Annotated in this window: 15 protein-coding genes; 3 read left to right on the forward strand and 12 right to left on the reverse strand. The window is 69.9% G+C overall.

Going from position 1 to position 19,250, the window contains the following annotated elements:
• The first annotated feature begins 62 nt into the window (after window positions 1-62).
• The 3 genes from Pla163_RS16245 to Pla163_RS16255 are packed head-to-tail and all read left to right on the forward strand — an operon-like array spanning window position 63 to window position 4,791.
• Window positions 63-2,027: a right-handed parallel beta-helix repeat-containing protein gene (locus Pla163_RS16245; protein WP_419186044.1), complete on the forward strand. Its 1,965-nt coding sequence runs from the start codon at window positions 63-65 to the stop codon at window positions 2,025-2,027.
• Between the two features lie 44 nt (window positions 2,028-2,071).
• On the forward strand, window positions 2,072-2,728 hold the full coding sequence (locus Pla163_RS16250; protein WP_145190955.1) for a hypothetical protein: 657 nt from the start codon (window positions 2,072-2,074) through the stop codon (window positions 2,726-2,728).
• A gap of 50 nt (window positions 2,729-2,778) precedes the next feature.
• Window positions 2,779-4,791: a right-handed parallel beta-helix repeat-containing protein gene (locus Pla163_RS16255; RefSeq protein ID WP_145190958.1), complete on the forward strand. Its 2,013-nt coding sequence runs from the start codon at window positions 2,779-2,781 to the stop codon at window positions 4,789-4,791.
• Window positions 4,792-4,815: 24 nt separating this feature from the next.
• On the opposite strand, the gene lipB is transcribed toward Pla163_RS16255, so the two are convergent.
• The 12 genes from lipB to Pla163_RS16315 form a co-directional block, all read right to left on the reverse strand.
• Window positions 4,816-5,472 (reverse strand): lipoyl(octanoyl) transferase LipB, encoded by a 657-nt coding sequence (gene lipB / locus Pla163_RS16260; RefSeq protein ID WP_145190961.1) that lies wholly within the window; start codon window positions 5,470-5,472, stop codon window positions 4,816-4,818.
• A gap of 21 nt (window positions 5,473-5,493) precedes the next feature.
• Entirely contained in the window at window positions 5,494-6,894 is a 1,401-nt protein-coding gene (gene lpdA / locus Pla163_RS16265) for a dihydrolipoyl dehydrogenase (RefSeq protein WP_145190964.1), read from the reverse strand.
• 103 nt (window positions 6,895-6,997) lie between these two features.
• Complete coding sequence (locus Pla163_RS16270) at window positions 6,998-7,315, reverse strand: PspC domain-containing protein (RefSeq protein ID WP_145190967.1); 318 nt, start codon at window positions 7,313-7,315, stop codon at window positions 6,998-7,000.
• Window positions 7,299-8,417, reverse strand: a complete 1,119-nt coding sequence (locus tag Pla163_RS16275; protein WP_419186045.1) for a thiamine pyrophosphate-dependent dehydrogenase E1 component subunit alpha — start codon at window positions 8,415-8,417, stop codon at window positions 7,299-7,301. Before Pla163_RS16275 ends, Pla163_RS16270 begins: the two co-directional genes overlap by 17 nt.
• 201 nt (window positions 8,418-8,618) lie before the next feature.
• Window positions 8,619-10,244, reverse strand: a complete 1,626-nt coding sequence (locus Pla163_RS16280) for a 2-oxo acid dehydrogenase subunit E2 (protein WP_145190972.1) — start codon at window positions 10,242-10,244, stop codon at window positions 8,619-8,621.
• Between the two features lie 107 nt (window positions 10,245-10,351).
• Window positions 10,352-11,326 carry an alpha-ketoacid dehydrogenase subunit beta gene (locus Pla163_RS16285; RefSeq protein ID WP_145190974.1) on the reverse strand — a complete coding sequence of 325 codons (975 nt, stop codon included), beginning with the start codon at window positions 11,324-11,326 and terminating at the stop codon, window positions 10,352-10,354.
• A 103-nt stretch (window positions 11,327-11,429) separates the two neighbouring features.
• Window positions 11,430-12,551: a thiamine pyrophosphate-dependent dehydrogenase E1 component subunit alpha gene (locus Pla163_RS16290; RefSeq protein WP_145190977.1), complete on the reverse strand. Its 1,122-nt coding sequence runs from the start codon at window positions 12,549-12,551 to the stop codon at window positions 11,430-11,432.
• The gene (gene lipA, locus Pla163_RS16295) at window positions 12,548-13,594 is read right to left on the reverse strand and encodes a lipoyl synthase (RefSeq protein WP_145190980.1); all 1,047 of its coding nucleotides are present in this window, start codon (window positions 13,592-13,594) and stop codon (window positions 12,548-12,550) included. The genes Pla163_RS16290 and lipA overlap by 4 nt, the downstream gene beginning before the upstream one ends.
• Before the next feature lie 471 nt (window positions 13,595-14,065).
• Window positions 14,066-15,301 (reverse strand): EAL and HDOD domain-containing protein, encoded by a 1,236-nt coding sequence (locus Pla163_RS16300; protein WP_145190984.1) that lies wholly within the window; start codon window positions 15,299-15,301, stop codon window positions 14,066-14,068.
• 119 nt (window positions 15,302-15,420) lie between these two features.
• A complete protein-coding gene (locus tag Pla163_RS16305; RefSeq protein ID WP_145190987.1) occupies window positions 15,421-16,515 on the reverse strand; it encodes an ABC transporter permease in 1,095 nt (364 codons plus the stop codon).
• Window positions 16,512-18,038, reverse strand: coding sequence for a sugar ABC transporter ATP-binding protein (locus Pla163_RS16310; protein WP_145190990.1), 1,527 nt, complete (start codon window positions 18,036-18,038; stop codon window positions 16,512-16,514). The genes Pla163_RS16305 and Pla163_RS16310 overlap by 4 nt, the downstream gene beginning before the upstream one ends.
• Before the next feature lie 11 nt (window positions 18,039-18,049).
• Window positions 18,050-19,063, reverse strand: a complete 1,014-nt coding sequence (locus Pla163_RS16315) for a substrate-binding domain-containing protein (RefSeq protein ID WP_145190993.1) — start codon at window positions 19,061-19,063, stop codon at window positions 18,050-18,052.
• Window positions 19,064-19,250 lie beyond the last annotated feature (187 nt).

Consider the following 19,250-nt stretch of genomic DNA (forward strand, 5'->3'; position numbering starts at 1 on the left):
TCGCCTCGACAGGGCGAGGTCCGAGCGCCGGTGGATCCGGCAACCCCCTTTCGCCCAGAACCATGAAGATCCACCACCACACGGCGAGGCTCGGACGAGCCGCCGTTCTTGCCGGCTTGGCGCTCGTCGCCTCCGGCCTGACTCCAGCCACCGCGGCGACGCCAGCGGCTCCTGCCCCGGCCCCCGCTCCCGCTTCCGTCGCGCACGTCATCACGTCGCTGCCGGTCGAGATCCAACGGCCCGGCTCCTACGTCGTGGCCGGCAACCTCGATCTCGCCACGAACGGTGTCGGCATCACGATCACGGCGAACGACGTGGTTCTCGACCTCGGGGGGCACACTCTCGAGGGGCTCGCCAGCGGCCGCGCGGGCATCCTCATCACGAGCGGAGTGCAGAACGTGCGGATTCGCAACGGCGCGATCCTCGGTTGGGGCAACGCGGTCCACGCGTCGTTCGCGACGGACTGCCGACTGTCGGATCTTTCGACCAGCGACACCCTCGGGACGGGCTTCATCGTCGGTGACCGCTTCGTCGTGGAGCGCTGCACGGCGATCGACTGCACCCTCAACGGCATCATCGTCGGCTCGAACTCGATCGTGGTCGACTGCACGGTGACCGGTGCCGGCCTCCCTGGAATCGTCTGCGCGGTTCCGGACCTCAGCGACCTCGGCGACGGCACGTCGTTCATCCGGTGCGTGTCGAACGCGAACGCCGGCGGCATCTTCGCCGGCTTCGACACTCGGTGTGTCGATTGCTCGACGAGCTTCAACGCGCCCGGCTTCGGCATCTCGGTCACCGCTGGCTCGGTCGTCACGGGATGCACGTCCCGACTCAACGACGGGGACGGCATCGTGATCGAACCGTGCAACTACGCCGCCACGTGTAGCGAAGGCGCCGTGATCGAGGACTGCGTAGCCTCGGGCAACACGGGCTCCGGTATCAACGCGATGACCCTGGGTTCGCGCGTGGTGGGCTGCGTCGCGAACGAGAACCTCGAGCGCGGCATCGTCGTGTTCGCAGGTTCGTCCGTCCAAGCCTCGATCGCGAGCGGCAACGGCTCGCACGGATTCCTGCTGCCCGTCGGCCAGCCGGGGAGTGCCGTGCTCGACTGTCTCGCGGAGCGCAACGGGGCGAGCTCCGGCGGCACCGGCGATGGCATCAACGCTCAAGCGCCGTGCTCGATCCGCGGTTGCACGGTGATCGACTCGACCAACGTGGGCATCTACATCGGCACCGGTGCCGCCGCCGAGGGCGTCGTCAGCGTCGTCGCCGACTGCACCGTCCACGCGAGTTCCGGCTTCGGCACCGGAGACGGAATCTTCGTCTTCGAGGGCGTCAGCATGGAGCGCTGCACGGTTTCCGGGCACCAGGTCGACGGGATCGACGTGGGCTCGGCCTCCGTCGTCTCCCACTGCACGGTGACCGACTGTGGAGTGCGCGGCATCTTCGTCCTCGAGAACGGCGTCGTGGAGAACACGACGACGAACGCGAACGGAGCGGATGGACTCTGGTGCGGCCCGCGCTCGATCCTGACCAACTGCACCGCGAGGCAGAACGGAGGCGACGGCATCGTTGCGGACCTGCTCAGCCTGGTGCGCAACTGCCATGCGACCCGAAACGACACCGGCATCTTCACTGGGGGCGGCGTCGTCCTGCAGCAGTGCTCCGGCAACGAGAACATCGGCGTAGGGATCTTGACCGGCAACCACTCCAAGCTCACGGAGTGCACGGCCAATTCCAACGGGACGAACGGCATCCAAGCCGGGGCCTATAGCGACATCCGAGCCTGCACGGCACGCATCAACACCACCACTGGCCACGCCGCCATCTACGCCGACGGGTTCTGCGCCGTGCGCGACTGCCGTGTATCGCGCAGTTTCGTCGGAATCTACGCACCGAACGGGTTCGTGACGGGCTGCTTGTCCGAGTTGAACATCGACTCGAACTACCTCGGCGCCACATTCCTCGGACCCGTCTCCGACATCAACTTCTCGACTCCGCTGGGCGCCTGGTCCAACCAGGAGTAGTCGTCGGAACGCTTCAACGCACAACGAACAACCACTAGAGAATCATGAGAACCAAGACCATCCTCCTTGCAACCGCGTCGTTCCTGATGAGCGCCGCCGTAGGCGCCCTCGCCCTGAGCGCTGACCGAATCGAACCGATCTTCGTGGACGACGCCGCTCGGGCGCACGTCCTCGACGAGACAGTTGCTTGGGATCGATCGACGCGGCCGACACGCATGGCCGCGGCAGAGGCAGAACTTGCGCTGGGCTCCACGCCCCAACGATCGAGGACCCCGATCTCCGCCGATCGGCAACTCGCCTCCACTCGTGGAGAGGCAATCGCGACGGCGCTCGGAGCGGCACAGCTGCTCGACGGACTCGATCTCGAACCGAGCGCGATCGCAGCGGCGGAAGCGATCCTCGCGGCCGAGCGCCGAGGGCGACGTCAGATCCTCCAGAAGTTCGGAGAACTGGAAGCTGTCGATCCGAGCGACCTGCGCTCGGCTCTCGAGGACTCGCGGACCGAGCGGAACACGGCACTCGCCAAAGTACTGGGCGACGCGACCGCCACCTTTGCCGATCGTGAGGCCGAGGCTGGCGCACCGACCTCCAACGGCGGAACAGACACGGCACGCACCGAATCGAAGACGAGCGACTCTGTCCTTCACCGAGTTTCCGAGCTGCGCACGAAGAGCATCTCCACCGCCACGACCGGACAATGAGCCGCACTTCACTCGCTTCCACGACCGCACCGACGAACACCACTACGACGATGAATCTCACCAACTTGGGCGGACGTCGATCCGCTCTCATCCTCCTCCTTCTCGCAGGCTTTGCGCCAGCGGCCGTGGCCGCACCTTTCGCGGCCCCCACCGCCGTGTCGGTCCTCGCACCGGCGTTCGACACGTTCACGATCGACGCACTGCCCTACACGGCGACGCGACCGGGGACGTACGTGGTCGAAGGAGTACTGCGCGCGAGCAGTGCTGCGACCGGCATCACCGTCGCGGGGAGTGGCGTCACCATCGACCTCGCCGGCTCCACCCTGTTCGGCGAGTCCACGGGGACCGCCGGCATCCTCATCGATCCGACGAGCACCGACGTCACGATCCGAAATGGTTCCTTGCGCGGCTGGACCCAGGCCGCGATCCAAGGCGTCGGCTCGACGGGCGTCCGGGTCGAAGGCGTGACCTTGGCCGGGAACGCAGCGGGCGTGGACCTCGGTGCACGCGCCGACGTCGGTGACTGCTTCGCGATCGACAACACCACGTTCGGCGTGCGCGTCGGCGAGGACTCCAAGGTCCATGGTTGTATCGTCGCCGGCAATGGCGAGGATGGAATCACGAGCTCCGACCTCGCTCAGACCAGCGTTCGCCCCGGGGTTCGAGTCGCGGGATGCGTCTCGGTCTCGAACAAGCGCGGGGCAGTGCTCGGCTTCGGGTCTTCCGTCGACGACTCGATCCTGCGCTCGAACGAACAGGAAGGGCTCATGACGGAGGCCGGTTCGCGTGTCTGGGGCAGCCTCGCCGCCGACAACTCGAACGGCTTCTCGATCGGCGTATCGTCGAGCAATTCCAACGAGGGCTTCTCGATCGCGACCTCCACGGCACGTTCCAACGACGAAAGCGGACTGGTTTGTGGCACCACTGCGTCCGTACGCAACGTCGCGTCGTGCGACAACAGCGCCCTAGGACTCTTGAGCAAGGGCGGCTCGACGATCTTCGGCTGTACGTTCGTCGAGAACGGTTCCTCTGGAATCGCCGATTGGCTCTTCGGCGTAGGCGGCGGGACGCAAGTCGTGGACTGCGTCGTGCGCAGCTGTAGCCTCGCCGTCCCTCAATCGGCCATCGCACTCTACGCCCCGTGCAGCGTCATCGGCACCACGCTCACCCGCTCGTGGGGCGGCGGTATCGCCGTCTTCAGCGGAGTCACGACGGATGCAGCGGCCACCGTCGCGCAGACTTGCGTTGCCAACCTGGAGGCGGCCGACAGCGGAATCCGATCCAGCGCGGCGTCCACGACCATCCATTCGTGTGCCGTGAGTCACGTCGAATCGAGTGGCATCGCGAGCGGTGCGGGCATTTCGGGCACTGGCCTGGTAGAAGTTCTCGCAATCTCGCACTCGGCGATCGCTGAAGCCTCTGGGCCAGCGATCAGGAGCACGGCCACCAACACAGTGGTCACGGCCTGCGCAATGGTCGGGAGCGAGACCGGAGTCTGGTCCGAGGGCACATCGACGAGCCTCTTCGGCTCATTGGCCGCGTTGAACTCGTCCGTCGGATTCCGGTACCAACTGGTCGGGTTCGACTTCGATACGACATTCTTCGAGGCCAGCCACTGCCTGGCGGCCGACTCGGGCGATGCCGGGTTCTTGCTCGACACGTCCCTGAGCCCTGAGAGCGAGATGCGCATCGACTCGTGCAGCGCATCCGGGAACGGATCCCACGGGTTCGAAGTGTTCGCGTACCTGCTCGAGTTCAGGAACGTGGCGGCCATCGAGAACGGCGGGGACGGCATCAATTCGCTTTCGGTCTACGCGTGCTTGGTCTCGCGGGCAACGGTGTCCCTGAACACCGACTCCGGTCTCACGGGTTCCTTCGGAGTAGATCTTCAGGCGGAAGAGCTCTTGGCCGCCCAGAACGACCGGGGCATCTCCTTCGGGGTTCTCTTCTCGAGCGTGTTGATCGACAACACGAACTCCTCTTCCCTCTCGAACCCCACCCCCGTCTACACGAGCGCTGCCAGCCTGATCACGTCCAACCCCTGGGCGAACTGGTCCTTCTGACGGTCGGCCCGTGCCGCCGGTCCGTCACTCGACGGGTCGGCGGCCGAAGCGCGTCGCGAAGGCGCGTGCGAAGGCGTTCGCCAACAGCGGGTCGTCGGTCGGGACCTGGGCCCGGTCGACGACCCGCGTCATGATCCCCGGCTCGAGTCCGCAGGCGTGGAATGCACCGAACGTCTCGAGCGAGTTGCTCACGTCGAGCGACACGCCGTGCCACGTGGTCCAACGACGGACCGCCACGCCGATCGAGCTGACCTTCTGCTCGTCGATCCACACGCCGGTCAGGCCGTCCTTGCGCGAGCCCTCGATGCCGAGCCCCGCGAGCACGTCGATCACGACCTGCTCGAGGGTGCGCAGGTAGCGGTGCAGATCGCGCTCGCCCTCGCGCAACTCGATGATCGGATAGGCGACGAGTTGCCCTGGCCCGTGCCAGGTGGCCTCCCCGCCGCGCTCCACGTCGATCAGCTCCACGCCGCGCGCCTCGAGGGCCGAACGGTCGGCGGCCGAGATGGACTCGCCGCGACCGAGCGTCACCACTTCGTCGTGCTCGAGCAGCAAGAGTCCGTCGGGCACCTCGCCCGCGATGCGGCGCGCGAGGCGCTCCTGTTGAAGTCGGTGCGCCGTGAGGTAGTCCACGCGCCCGAGGTGCAACACCTCGAGCTCGCGCTGGGGCTCGGCACTCATCCGCGACGCACCACTTCCCGGTCAGGGCTTCTGGTAGATGTGCACGGCCATCTTGTGGACCGCTTCCGCCGCTTCCATCATCGCCTCGGGCAGCGTCGGGTGCGCGTGGATGGTGCGAGCGATGTCCTCGACCGTCGCGCCCATTTCGATGGCGAGCGTGGCCTCGGCGATCAGCTCGGTCACTTCCGGCCCGACCATGTGCACGCCGAGGATCTCGTCGGTCTTCGCGTCGGAGATGATCTTCACGAAGCCGTCGGTCTCCATCAGGCTCATGGCGCGGCCCGACGCGGCGAACGGGAAGGAACCGGTCTTGTACTCGAGCCCCTTCTCCTTCACCTGGTCCTCGGTCAGACCCACCGACGCCATCTCGGGCGACGTGAAGATGACCGCGGGCACGCAGCGCACGTCGTACTCGTCCGGTTGACCGCTGATGACGGCGGCGGCGACGAGCCCCTCCTTGCTGCCCTTGTGGGCGAGCATCGGCTGGCCGGCCACGTCGCCGATCGCGAAGATGTGCGGGACCTTCGTGCGCAGCTGGCTGTCCACCTCGAGGAAGCCGCGGTCGTTGACGGCCAGTCCCGCCTTGTCGAGGCCCAGCCCTTCGGTGAACGGGCGCCGCCCGACGGTCGAGAGCACTTGATCGCACTCGATCTCGCGCATCTTCCCGTCGACCTCGGCGCTCACCACGGTCTTGCTGCCCTTCTTCTTCCAGGACTTGGCGAAGGTCTTGGTGAGCATCTCGATCTTCATCTTCTTCAAGCTTCGCTCGATCACCTTCACGCAATCGCGCTCCTGACCGGGCAGCGCGCCGGGCGAGGCCTCGAGCACGGTGACCTTCGACCCGAGCTTGCTGTACATCATCCCCAGCTCGAGGCCGATGTAGCCGCCGCCGATCACGACCAGGTGGCCCGGGATCTCGGTCGGCGCGAGGCCGCCGGTCGACGACCAGACGTCCTTCTCGTCGCAGGTGAAGCCGGGGATGTTGATCGGCACGGACCCGGTCGCGATGACGATGTGATCGCCGGTCAGCGTGACGTCGCCGTCCGCACCGCCCGAGACCTTCACGGTCTTCGGTCCGGTGAACGTCGCGTCGCCGCGCACGACCTTGCAGCCGTGGTTCTTGAGCAGGCCGCCGACGCCGCCGGTGAGCTTGCCGACGATCGCCGACTTCCACTCGACGAGCTTGCCCACGTCCACCTTCGGCGTTCCGAAGGTGATGCCCATGGTCTCGGCGTGGCGCGCCTTGTCGAGCAGCGCGCCCGCGGCGATCAGCGCCTTGGACGGAATGCAGCCCACGTTGAGGCAGGTGCCGCCCAGGGCGTCCTTCTCGACGACCGTGACCTGGTTGCCGAGTTGGGCGAGGCGAATGGCACACACGTAGCCGGCGGGGCCAGCGCCGATGACGACGACGTTCTTGCTCATCGAGACGTTGCGGAAGCGGGGGGAGAATCGGGGACGGGAGCGGCGCCGGGGCCGAACGCGCGGGGCGTCGGCGCGAGCGCGCGCGTGTTCGAGAGGTTGCCGATCAGGAGTCGCGCAACGCGTCCTCTTGCGGGATCGCGAGCCAAAGGGCGAGGTAGAGGACGCCGAGCGCGAGGGCCAGCGGCCACCAGAACAGGAGGCCGACCAGGAAGACGAGGCCGAGCGGGACGCGCAGCAGTCCGGCGTCGAGGCCGAAGTAGCGCGCGACGCCGCTGACGAGTCCGGCGAACAGCGCGCCGTCGCGCGTGGTCAAGAGGCGCGGACGCCGAGCGGCGACCTCGTCGACGGGCGGCAGCACGGCGGCGGGGAGCTCGTTCGATTCGGTCGCGCGCGCCGCGTCGGACTCAGAGCGGGAAGGCACCGTCGCCCCTGCGGGCCTCGCCCAGCTTCTCCGAGACGCGCAGGAACTCGTTGTACTGACGGCGCAGGTGGCGCGGCACGCCCGAGTAGACGTCGTCGACCAGGCTGCGCAGGGGCATGGCGTCCGCCGCCTCCTGCACGTGGATCTCGGCGTCGACCGTGGCGCGGTGCTCGGTGAACGTGCGCTCGAGGAAGGCCGCGTCGATCACGCCGTCGGCCACGAGGCGCTGCTCGAAGCGCGGCACGGGGTCCTTGGCGAGCCACTCGTCCACTTCGCGCTGGTCGCGGTACTTCGTGGGGTCGTCCGACGAGCTGTGGCCCATCAAGCGGTAGGTCTTCAGCACCAGGAGCGCGGGCCCCTCGCCGGCGCGCGCGCGCTCGATCAGCGACACGAGCGCGTCGTGCGTCGCGACCACGTCGTTGCCGTCCACCTCGACGCCCGGCATGCCGTAGGCCTTCGCCTTCACGGCGTAGCCCTTCGACGCGGTCTGGTCGCGGCTCGAGACCGAGATCGCCCAGCCGTTGTCGACGCACACGAACACGCACGGCGCCTTCCACACGGCGGCCATGTTGAGGCCCGAGTGGAAGCCGTTCGAACTGGTCGCGCCGTCGCCGAAGAAGATCGTGTGGACCGCGCCGTCGCCCTTCTGCTTGCTCGCGAAGGCCGCGCCGACGCCGTGCGGGATCTGCGTGCCGATGACGCTCGACCAGGACGGGTAGTGCGTGCCGGCGTGCTGGAAGTGGTTGCACATCTGCCGCCCCTTCGCCGTGTCGAAGCTGTTGCAGTACATCTGCGCGATGTACTCGGACAGCGGCAGTCCGCGGATCAACGCGGCGCCGCCCTCGCGCAGGCCCGACCACAGCCAATCGCTCTGGGGGATCGCACGACCGGCCCCGACCAGCATCCCTTCGAGCCCACGCATCGAGCCGACGAAGCCGATGCGGCCCGAGCGCTGGAGCTTGAGCATGCGCTCGTCCACGACCTGGAGCAGGATCAGGTCGGACATGAGCGAACGCAGCCAATCGGCGTCGCGCGCGTCGCGGGGGCTCGCGTCGAGCCAGGTCGAGGCGATGTGTTCGGGAGTCGTCAGGCTGTCAGGCATGGTCTCGTTCGATCGCTCCAAACGCGCCAGCGGTTGGGCCGAAGGCATGGCTCTCGCTCTGAGCGGTCAGGTGCGGCGCGACCCGCTGTTGCGTCGCTCCGCTCACAGCGATCGCTCCAAACGCACCAGCGGTTGGGCCAGGGACATGGCTGTCCCTCTGAGCGGTCGGGTGCGGCGCGGTTCGCTGTTGCGACTCTCCGCTCACAGGGCCAGCAACGCGGGATCCTCGAGCAGTTCCTTCATGCGCACCAGGAAGCGCGCGCCGTCGGCACCGTCGACCAGGCGGTGGTCGACGCTGATCGACAGGTTCATGTACTGCCGCACCTCGAAGGTGTCGCCCTCGGGGGTCTCGACGACGCCGGGGCGCTTCATCATGCGGTGGACGCCCATGATCGCGACCTCGGGGAAGTTGATGATCGGCGTGGCCATGATGCCGCCGATGTTGCCCGCGTTCGTGATGCTGAAGGTGCTGCCCTTCAGTTCTTCGGCGGTGACCTTGCCGCTGCGCGTGCGGTCGGCGAGGTCCATCAGGTCGGCCGCGAGCGTCATCACGTCCTTCTGGTGCGCGTCGCGGACGACGGGCACGATCAGGCCGTTCGGCGTGTCGGTCGCGATGCCCAGGTCGACGTAGTTGTAGGTGACGATCTCCTGGGTCTCTTCGTCGAGCTTGCTGTTGAGCTGCGGGAACTCCATCAGCGCCTTGGCACAGGCCTTCATGATGAAGGGCATGTAGGTCACCTTGACGCCCTGCTTCTCGCCGATCGCCTTGGCCTTGGTGCGCAGGCGCACGAGTTCCGTCACGTCGAGCTCTTCGACCACGGTGAAGTGCGGCGCCGTGAAGGCGGAGCGCACCATGGCTTCGGCGATCTTGCGACGCACGCCGCGGAACGGGACGCGGCTCTCGCGCTCGGTCGGCGCGAGCGCGACGGCCGGAGCTGCCGGACGGGCGGGCGCGGGGGCCGACGGGGTCGACGGGCGCGCGGTCGCCGGAGCGGACGAACCGCCGCGGACGAAGGTCTCGACGTCGGCGCGGCGGACCACGCCACCGCGGCCGCTGCCGGGCACCTGGGCCAGGTCGACGCCCAGTTCGCGGGCCACGCGGCGCGCGCTCGGAACGGCGAGGACCTTGCCGTTGCTGGCACTGGTGGGCGCGGGAGCGGCGGCGCGGGCGGGCGCGCCGTTCTGGGCGCTGGCTCCGGCGGTGGCCATCGCCGGTGCGGCGGCCGGTGCGGGAGCTGCGGCCGGAGCCGACCGGGCGGGCGCGCCGGCGCCGGTCGAGAGCACGAAGATCACGCTGCCGACGGGGACGACCTCGCCCTCGGTCGCGCGCAGTTCGGCGATCGTGCCGGCGGCGGGCGCGGGCACTTCGACCGTGGCCTTGTCGGTCATCACCTCGACCACGGCCTGGTGTTCCTCGACCGCGTCGCCGGCGGCGACCAGCCACTTGACGATCTCGCCCTCGGCGATGCCCTCGCCGATGTCGGGGAGCTTGAACTCGAGCGTGCCGCCGCCGCTCGCGGGCGCGGCGGCCGGCTGCGCGGCGGGCGCGGCGGCCGGTGCCGAAGCAGCAGCCGCGGGCGCGGCGGCCGATCCGTCCTCGAGCACGAAGATCACGCTGCCCACGGGCACCACGTCACCCTCGGCGGCGCGCAGTTCGGAGATGGTTCCGGCGGCGGGCGCCGGCACTTCGACCGTCGCCTTGTCCGTCATCACCTCGACGACGGCCTGGTGTTCGTCGACGTGGTCGCCGGGGGCGACCAACCACTTGACGATCTCACCTTCGGCGATGCCTTCGCCGATGTCCGGAAGTTTGAAGTCGATGGCCATGTCGTTGGGTCGTTGGGTGGCGCGAAGGATGCGCGCGGGTGCCGGTCGTGGACGGTGCGAGCCTCGGTCGGAGGCGGACGTGTCGGGGCGCCGAGTGGCGCGCGAACCTAGTAGGCGGCGCTGCGCTCGATGGCGTCGAGCACGCGGCGTTCGTCGGGCAGGTAGTGGTGCTCGAGCGTGTTCGGGAACGGCGTGTCGAAACCGGTGACGCGGATGATCGGCGCCTCCATGTACTCGATGCAGTTCTCCGCGATCAGAGCGCTGATCTCGCCGCCCATGCCGCAGAAGCGCGGTGCCTCGTGCACCACGACGACGCGGCCGGTCTTCTTCGCGGCCTCGAGCACGCCTTCCTCGTCGAGGGGCAGCAGCGTGCGCAGGTCGACGATGTGGCACTCGATGCCGTTCTCGGCCGCGCGCGCCGCCGCCTTCTCGCACACGGGTACCATCGCGCCGTAGCAGAGGACCGTGACGTGCTCGCCCTCGCGGACGTTGCGCAGGGTCGAGAGGTCGACGGTGTAGTGGCCTTCGGGCACTTCGCCCTTGACCGAGCGGTAGAGCGCCTTCGGCTCGAGGAACAGCACCGGGTCGGGATCGGCGATCGACGCGAGCAGCAGGCCCTTGGCGTCGTGCGCGGTCGACGGGATGACGACCTTCAGACCCGGCGTGTGGCAGAAGTAGGCCTCGCCCGACTGGCTGTGGTAGAGGCCACCGCGGATGCCACCGCCGTAGGGCGTGCGGATCACCATCGGCGCCGTGTACTGACCGCCCGAGCGGTAGCGCAGCTTCGCGGCCTCGCTGACGATCTGGTCGAAGGCCGGGAAGATGAAGTCCTGGAACTGGATCTCGGCGACGGGCCTCAGGCCGTTCATCGCCATGCCGATCGCGGTGCCGATGATCCCGTCCTCCGACAGCGGCGTGTCGAAGCAGCGGTTCGCACCGAAGTCGCGCGTCAGGTTCTCGGTGGCCAGGAACACGCCGCCCTTGGGGCCGACGTCCTCGCCGAACACGTAGACGGTCGAGTCGGCCTCCATGGCCGTGCGCAGTCCGTCGTTGACCGCCTGGATGAGTGTGAGGTTCGCCATGTGGTTCGCTGGGTTCGCCGCCGGGTCGTCCGCGGCGGTCGTGCTGGTCGGGTGTGGCCGTCCGCGGGCGGACGACGGTCGGGTCGCGTGGGAGCGGGTCCGCCTAGAGCGGGAACTCGCCCTCGCCCGCGTCGGGATCACCGAAGCGCTTGGCCAGGTCGAAGGCCGCGGCACCCTGGGCGCGCAGGTGCGCGGGGACCTCGGCGTAGACGTCGGAGAAGATCGACTCGAGGGGCGGCTTGCCGACGCCTTGCGCCTCGCGCGCCGCGTCCGCCACTTCCTTCATCACGTCGCCGCGCATGGACTCGCCGCGCTCCTTGGTCCACAGACCGCGCGAGGCGAGATACTTCTCGAAGCGCTCGACCGGGTCCTTCTTCTCCCACTCCTCGAAGAGTTCCTTCGGCACGTAGCGCGACGGATCGTCCGAGGTCGAGTGTCCGCCCATGCGGAAGGTGACCGCTTCGATGATCGTCGGTCCGTCGCCGCGGCGGGCGCGCTCGACGGCTTCGCCGGTGGCCTGGCGCACGGCCAGAAGATCGTTGCCGTCCACGACGACGCCGGGCACGCCGTAGGCCACGCCCTTGATCGCGTAGCCGTCGGACGCGGTCTGCTGCTCGGACGGGCAGGAGATGGCGTAGCCGTTGTTCTGGCACAGGAAGACGACGGGCGCCTTCCACACGCCGGCGAAGTTGAGGCCGGAGTGGAAGCCGAGCGACGAGGTGCCGCCGTCGCCGAAGCTGACGAGCGCGACGTTGTCCTCGCCGCGCTCCTTCATCGCGAAGGCCGCGCCCACCGCCTGGGGCAGGTGCGTGCCGATCGGCGAGCTGATCGAGTAGAACTTGATCGGCTCGGTGAACGAGAAGTGGACGGGCATCTGCCGGCCGAGCGCGCTGTCCTGCGCGTTGCCGAACATGTTGTGCATCATGTCCACGGACTTGATGCCGTGGTACATGGCCATGCCGAAGTCGCGGTAGCTCGGGAAGATCCAGTCGGACTTCCGCAGGGCCGAGGCGGCGCCGACCTGGGTGGCTTCGATGCCCTTGTTGGGGATCGAGAAGCCGATGCGGCCCGAGCGCTGGAGCTTCAGACAGATGTCGTCGAACGCCCGCACGAGCAGCATCGTGCGGTAGCAGTGCAAGAGCTCGTCGTCGGACAGTCCCGGGTCGTGCCCCATGGAGGCGCGGCCGTCGGGTTCGATCACCGTGAGGGGTGCGGGCTGGCTCATCGTCGAAGCTCGCTGGTTGGGTCGTTGGCGTTGGGCAGCGCGGCGTCGCGCGGATCGTCGGAATGGCCGTCGAGGCGCTCGCGCACCAGGCGCTCGGCGAAGTACTCGGCGGCCTTGTAGCTGGAGCGCACGAGCGGTCCGGAGGCGACGTAGGCGAATCCGAGGCCCTCGCCGATCCGCTGGAGTTCGGCGAACCGTTCGGGCTCGACGTACTCGCGAACGGGCGCGTGCCGGGGGGTCGGGCGGAGGTACTGCCCGATGGTCATGAAGTCCACGTCGGCTTCCCGCAGCAGCCCCAGCGAATCGACCAGCTCCTGCTGGCTCTCGCCGAGACCGACCATGAGGGCCGACTTGGTGAACACGTCCGAGGACTCGTCCTTGGCCTGGCGCAGTGTCGCCAACGAGCGCTCGAAGGAACAGCGCGGGTCGCGGATCTTCCGCTGCAACCGGGGCACCACCTCGACGTTGTGGGCCAGGACGTGGGGCCGCGCCGCCATCAGGGTCGCGAGGGGCGCGCCGACGTAGTCCGGGATCAGCGTCTCGACCACCGTGTCGGGGGCCTGGCGCCGCAGCTCGCGCACGCAGGCCGCGTAGTGTGCCGCACCCCCGTCGGGCAGATCGTCGCGGTCGACCGACGTGATGACCACGTAGCCGAGGGCGAGTTCCGCCACCGCCTGGCCCACGTGGACCGGTTCGTCCGGGTCGGGCGGCGCGGCCTCGAGGACCGTCTTCACGGCGCAGAAGCGACAGCGGCGGGTGCACTCGTCGCCGAGCACCATGAGCGTCATGGTCGCGCCGGCACCGCCCTCGCCCCCACCTTTCCAGCACTCGCCGACGTTGGGGCAGCGCGCCTCCTCGCAGACCGTGTGGAGGTTGAGCTCGCGCGTCAGCTTCTTCAGCTTCGCGTAGCCGTCGCCACCGGGCAGCGGCACCTTCAACCAGTCCGGCTTGCGGTCGAAGCGCGGCTTGGTGGGCTTCGACGTGGCCGCACCGCCCAGGGGAGCGGTCGCGTCGGTGGAGGGCTGGGCGTCGTGGCGGTCCATGGCGGGTCCGGGCTCGTCGGCGGCAGGTCCGTCGCGGGTCCCGAGCGCGTTGCCCCCTCGCAGCGCGGCCGCCCCGTCGAAACTCCCCCCGAGCGCCTGCGCGGCGCCGTGGCCCCGCGAAAACGGCCGGGGATCCTAGCACGCGCGGGCCCCGCTCCGAGCGCCGGCGGCCGGTCCGGAGCAGCTCGCGACCGGGGCCCAGCTCCCGCCAAGGGTGGCACCCCCCCACCGCGGATCAGCAGGCCTCGGGCGCCCTCCTCGGACACCTGGACGGCGCGGCGACCGGAGCCGGTGATTCGTCCTCCGCTGCCGCTCCGACGGCGTCGACGGCGGCCTCGGACCGAATGTCCGAGTCCCGAGCGTCGGCGACCCGACTCGACCCGGGGGGACGCTCAGGTCACGGCCGAAGGACCCACGACCGGGCGCCGCAGGGCCGCGCGATCGCCCGACCCTTCCCGGCCAGCGCCCGGATCAGGACGCGAGGCGCTTCTTCTTCGACGGACGCGACTGCGCGACCTCGCCCACCTGCTGCGCCCACTCGAGCGCCTCCAGGTAGAGGTTCTGGACCACGTTCACCGGCAGGTCGAAGCACAACGCGTTGTCCCAGTCGCCGCACTCGAACGCTCGGGCCGCGGCGAGTGCCTGGCCCATCTCGCCCTCGCCGTGCTGGAGCGCCGCGCGCACGTCCTTGGTCAACGGCAGGCGGGCGAGCAACTCGTCCATCGGCGCCTCCATCAGGGCGTCGAGGATCGAGAACAGGCCGACGATGAAGAACTGGCGGTAGTTGTCGCTCTTGTGCGCGCGTCCGAGGTTCTCGCACAGGCGCGCCCGCAGCATGGCGGTCGTGATGAGCTCGTCCGGGGTATCAGCGTTGCCCGCCACGAGGAAGAGCGAGACCAGGTTCTGGACGTTCTCGAGACCGAGGTAGATCAGCGTCTCGCGCACCGAGTCGATGTGCCGCGGCATGCCGAACAGCGCCGAGTTGATGTGGCGCAGCAGGCGATAGCACAGGGCTACGTCCTGCTGGACGATCTGCTCGGCGCGCTTGAAGTTGAAGTCCGGGCCGTGCATCTCGTTGAGGAGCGACAGCAACGTGATCTGGCTCGGTTGGACCGAACGCTTGCGAACGACCGACGGGCGCTGCAGGAAGTAGCCCTGGAAGTAGTTGAAGCCCATCGCCACGCAGGCCTTGTACTGCTCGCGCGTCTCGATCTTCTCGGCCAGGAGCTTGACGCCGAAGGGCTTCAGCTGGGCGACCGAGGCGCGCACTTCGGCGTTGGTCTTGCCCAGCACGTCGAGCTTGACCACGTCGGCGTACGGCATGAACGCTCGGGTCCCCTCGTCGAGCACGAAGTCGTCGAGCGCGATCGTGAATCCGACCTCGCGCAGTCGCGCCAGACCTTCCAGGACCTCGGGGTCCGGCAGCACCGTCTCGAGCACCTCGAGGATGACCGTCTCCGGACTCACCGGCAGCGCGTGGTCGCCGGTGATGAACGAACGCGTCAGGTTCAGGAAGGCGCGCTTGTCCGCGACGAGCTTGTCGAGCCCGATGTCCGTGAACGTGTCGACGATGACTCGCGACGTGGCCAGATCGGCGCTCTCCGGGTGCTCGGGATCGATGTCCTGACCGCGGAAGAGCAGCTCGTAGGCGTAGACCGCGAGGTGACGATCGAAGATGGCCTGTCGGCCGACGAGGGTCTCGTTCATTGAGTCGGGGAGGCTGGGGCGGCGCGAGGTGCCGGCGCCGACCCCGTCCTTCGGCTCCGCAGACGCCGCCGCTGGGCACCGGTGCCCGAAAAAGTGGCCCCACGGCCGCCCGCCCGGACCTACGGCGTGGCCCGCCCCGCCCGCACCCGATCGAGCGCGACCGCGGCCACGATGATCGCTCCCGTGACGATCTCCTGGACCCAGTTGGACAGGCCGACCTTCACGCAGCCGTTGGCGACCACGGTCATGATCAGCGCGCCGACCAGGGTGCCGCGGATCGAGCCCTCGCCGCCCGAGAGGCTCGCGCCGCCGATCACGACGGCGGCGATGACGGCCAGTTCGTAGCCCACCGCCGTGGTCGGATCGCCCATGCCGACGAAGGCGTACTGCAGCACCGCGGCGATGCCCGCGCAGCCGATGCCGCCGGCGTAGACGAGCACGAGCGTGCGCGGCACGTGCACGCCGCACAGTCGCGCCGTGCGCGCGTTCGAGCCTACGGCCAGCACCTCGCGGCCGAACGGCGTGCGCGCCAGGACCACGGCGCCGAGGCCCGCGACCGCCAGCAGGATCCACACTCCGCCCGGCAGGCCGAGCACGCTGTTCGCGCTCGACATCAACGCCTCGAGACCGCTCGACGGTGGATAGATGGGTTGGTTGTCGCCGATGCCCTTGGCCAGACCGCGCAGGGCGCCCCACGCGCCGAGGGTGACGATGAAGGGCGACAGCACCACGCGCGGGGCGAGGCGACCGCCCACGAGGACGCCGGCGACCAGCACCACGACCGCCGCGCCGAGTGCCGCTCCGACGCCGATTCCCGAGCGCAGCGCCGCGAACAGCACGCCCGCCAGCGCCACCGTCGCGAGCACGTCGCTGCGCCCGGCCACCGCGCTGCCGATCACCGCGCCGACACAGACGCCCGTGGCCACGCCGCCGAGCGCCGCCATCACCGGCCCCGCGCCCGCGTCGAGCAGGAGCGCGACGACCATCGTCCCGAGCGCGATCGTCGAGCCCACCGACAGGTCGATCCCGCCGGCCGCGATGATGAACGTCGCGCCGACCGCCGCCGTCCCGACGACCGCCGTCTGCAGCAGCATCAGCCGTTGGTTGTCCCAACTGGTGAAGTCGCTGCCCGACAGGACCGCGAACAGGCCCCACACCAGCGCCAACGCGAACAGCGGCCCCAGGGCGCGCCAGGCACTCGACCCCAGACTCATGCGGGTGTCCTCGTCCTGGGCCGCGCGGCCGTGGCTTCCAGCAACAGCGCGTGTTCGTCCAGCTCGTCCGCGGGCCGCGCCGCACCGAGGACGCCGCCCACCATGACCGCGATGCGATCGCAGAGGGCGAGCAACTCGCCCAGGTCGCTCGACACGACCAGCACGCCGCGCGGCGCCGCTCCGTCGCGGCCGGCGGCGAGCTCCGCGACGAGGCGGTAGATCTCGGCCTTCGCGCCCACGTCGACGCCGCGCGTGGGCTCGTCGAGCAGGAGCAGTTCCGAGTCCGCTTCCAGGAGGCGCGCCACCGCGACTTTCTGCTGGTTGCCGCCCGACAGGGTGCGGATGGGTGCGCGAAGGTCGTGGGCACCGCGCACGCCGAGCGCGTCGATCCAGCGCGTCGCGCGCCGGCGCAGATCGCCCGGCGCCAGCCAGCCGAACCCGCGCGTGGCGCGGTCGAGCCGCGGCAGGCACAGGTTCTCGTCGATCGGTCGCTCGAGCGCGAGCCCCTCGTGCGCGCGGTCCTCGCTCACGAGGCCGGCGCCGCCCGAACCTGCGTGGCCCCGCCAGTGGGCGCGCGGCGTGCTGGCGGCGCGGCCCTCGAACACCCAGTTCGGGTCGCGCTCGAGTCCGAAGTAGGCGCGCAACAACTCCGTGCGGCCCGCGCCCACCAGTCCGGCCACGCCCACGATCTCGCCGCGGCGCACCGTCAACGCCTGACCGCGTCCGTCGCTGCGGCGCGCGTGCAGCAGCACTTCGGCGAGCGCCGTCCCGCGCGTGCGTTCGAAGGCCGCCAACTCGCGGCCCGCCATGGCGCGCACCAACTCTTCGTCGTCGAAGTCGCCACGTTCGAAGCGCGCCGCGTTGCAGCCGTCGCGCAGCACCGTGACGCGGTCGCACACGCGCTCGACCTCTTCGAGCGCGTGACTCACGAAGACCACCGCGGCGCCGTCCGAGCGCAGCTCCTCCATCAGCACGAGGAGACGCTCGGCCTCCGGTCGACCGAGGCTGCTCGTGGGCTCGTCGAACACGAAGACGCGCGCGCCCGAGGCCAGGCCGCGCGCGATCTCCACCAGTTGACGCTGGGCCGCGGACAGGCGCCCGACGGGCACGCCGAGCGGCACGTCGGCCGCGCCGAGCCGATCGAGGGCCGCACGCGCCGTGCGCTCCATCGCCGCTCGATCCAGCAGCGGGCCGCGCCGGGGCAAGCGGCCGAGCGACACGTTCTCGGCCGCGTCCAGGTGCGGCGCGAGCGAGAGCTCCTGGTAGACGGTGGCGAGCCCGCGCGCGAGTCCGTCCGCCGGACCCGCGGGCGCGTAGGCCACGCCGTCGATCCACATCGCACCCGCGTCCGGCCGCACCGCTCCCGCCAAGACGCCGAGCAGCGTGCTCTTGCCCGCGCCGTTCTCGCCCACGAGGCCGTGCACCTCGCCGAAACGCACCTCGAGGTCGACGCCGTCGAGCGCCGCGGTCGGCCCGTAGTGCTTCGACACGCCGACGAGACGCAGGGCCGGTTCGGGCGTCACTCGCTGATTCGTCACTCGACGAGAGCCGCGATGCGCGGATCGTCGAGGTCCGCGGCACGCACCACGACCGCGCCGGTGTCGTTGATCGCGTCCACCTTGCCGCCGTCCAGGTGGCGCTTGGCCAGCTCGACCGACAGCGCGCCCATGCGCACCGGGTCCTGCACCACGAGGGCGTCGATCTCGCCCGCGCGCAGGCCCGCGACCAGCGGCGGCGACGAGTCGAACCCCACGAAGGCCGTGGTCTCGAGCAGGCCCTCGCGCCGCAGGGCGAGCAGCATCCCGGCCGTGGCCGACTCCTGCGAACAGAACACGCCGTCGGCCTCGCGCAGGGCCGGGAGCATCGCGAGCGCCGTGCTCTGCGCGCTCGCCGAACTGGCGCCCGCGTAGCGGTCCTGCACCGATACCGTCACGCCGGGGTGCTCGGCCATGGCTTCGAGGAAGCCGCGCTCGCGGTCCTCGGTGCTGGCCGAACCGACGCGATAGCGCAGCAGGACCACCGTTCCGGACCCGCCCATCGCTTCGACGAGTGCTTCGGCGCCGAGGCGTCCGGCCGCCACGTTGTCCGTGCCCACGTAGGCCAGGTAGTCGCTGCCCGGCTCGCCCTCGAGCAACGAGTCGAAGATGAGCACCTCGACGCCCTTGGCGCGCGCGTCGGCCACCGGGCGCGCGAGGGCCTGGGCGTCGAGCGGCGCCAGACACAGGACGTCGATGTCGCGCCCGATCAACTGCTGCACGAGCTGGATCTGCCCGGCGCGGTCGCCCTCGTCGAGCTGGGCCTCCCAGATCACCTCCACGCCCAGCTCGGCGCCGGCGGCTTCGGCCCCGCGCTTCACCGACTGCCAGAAGGTGTGGGTCGCGCCCTTCGGCACCACCGCCACCCGCGGTCGCGCGCCACTCCCCGCGGCGGCGTCGGTGGCCCCGGGGCCGCAGCCGACGGAACAGACGGCGGCGCAGGCGGCGGCGGCGGCGAGGCGCAGGAAGCCGGCGGCGCGGACGCGGCGAGCTCGGGGTCGGTGGTGGGCCATGGGGGGAGGTGGCGGAGGGCGCTAGCGAAACGGCCTTTCGTCGGCGACACTGGGCACGCGGAAGGCTGCGCTGGATCCGCGCCGGGCGCGGGACCGCGATCGTACTGTTCCGGCCTGGAGTCGGCGGCAGGTCGCTCCGGTCCGACGCGGTCCGGGCCCACCGCCACAGAGCGCCGCCCGCCATCAG

The organism is Rohdeia mirabilis, assembly GCA_007750655.1.
Lineage (GTDB): Bacteria > Planctomycetota > UBA1135 > UBA1135.